Raw genomic sequence first — 886 nt, forward strand, 5'->3', positions numbered from 1 at the left:
CATTTCTGACCTCCAGTCAAGAATCGAGGTCAAAGTGAAAAAAATAGCAAATACAATGACTTGATCGGATTGCTGTTTTTAAATCAGAAAATGTCAGGATTCGCTGGAAGCCGCAAAGCAGAGCATTTAGCCCAGATTACTGGACGCAGATCAGCGATTCTAAGGAAGGAAAACAGCAAGGAGGGTCAAAGGTCGTCGATTTGACGATGGCGGAGAGGATGGGATTCGAACCCACGAGACCCTTATGAGGTCTACTCCCTTAGCAGGGGAGCGCCTTCGACCACTCGGCCACCTCTCCGGTAAAGGCGAGATAGCCGGTACGCTTCATCATTTCAAGCGATTTGCGCAGCTTACGGTAAAATTCCCAGCATAATTTCACCTTTTATATATAGGCGTGAGCGAATAAGCCGGAATTACGGGCTTCTGCTCCCTTCTGAAACAGCAGCGTACGCATGCAGGCCAGGTAGAGATTCGGGTGAATTTTCACATCAGCTGGGTTTGTCGCTCTTAATTAAGAGGGGCGATTGCCATATTTGGGTCGGTGAGAGAGGGATTCGGGCGTCAATCTGTGCATGAGAGTCAAAAAATACGTGTTTTCAATCGTTAAGACCGGTTAACCGGCGTTTACATACGTTAATAAAGTCTAAAATACCCACTCCAAAGGGGGCAATTTCGTGTCATTTCTGCAACAACCCTCCCTCATAGACGCTCAACAAAGCTTGGGAGTGATATTCGATGTTGAAACGAAAGAGCTGGCGAGTATCTTCACATCCAGAAGAAGGAGCGCTTCGGGGCGACTTTTTCATCAGGGGATGGGGACAGGTTGTCCTTCAGCCAAATCAGAATGCCCAGACCCATTTTTAACTTTGACTGGAGGTCAGAAATG

Annotated in this window: 1 tRNA gene; it reads right to left on the minus strand. The window is 47.4% G+C overall.

The features are described 5' to 3' along the window. Nucleotides 1-207 precede the first annotated feature (207 nt). Nucleotides 208-298, minus strand: a tRNA-Ser gene (locus CEV32_RS23270). Between the last annotated feature and the right edge of the window lie 588 nt (nt 299-886).

The sequence above is a fragment of the Brucella rhizosphaerae genome (assembly GCF_002252475.1).
Classification (GTDB): Bacteria; Pseudomonadota; Alphaproteobacteria; order Rhizobiales; family Rhizobiaceae; genus Brucella; species Brucella rhizosphaerae.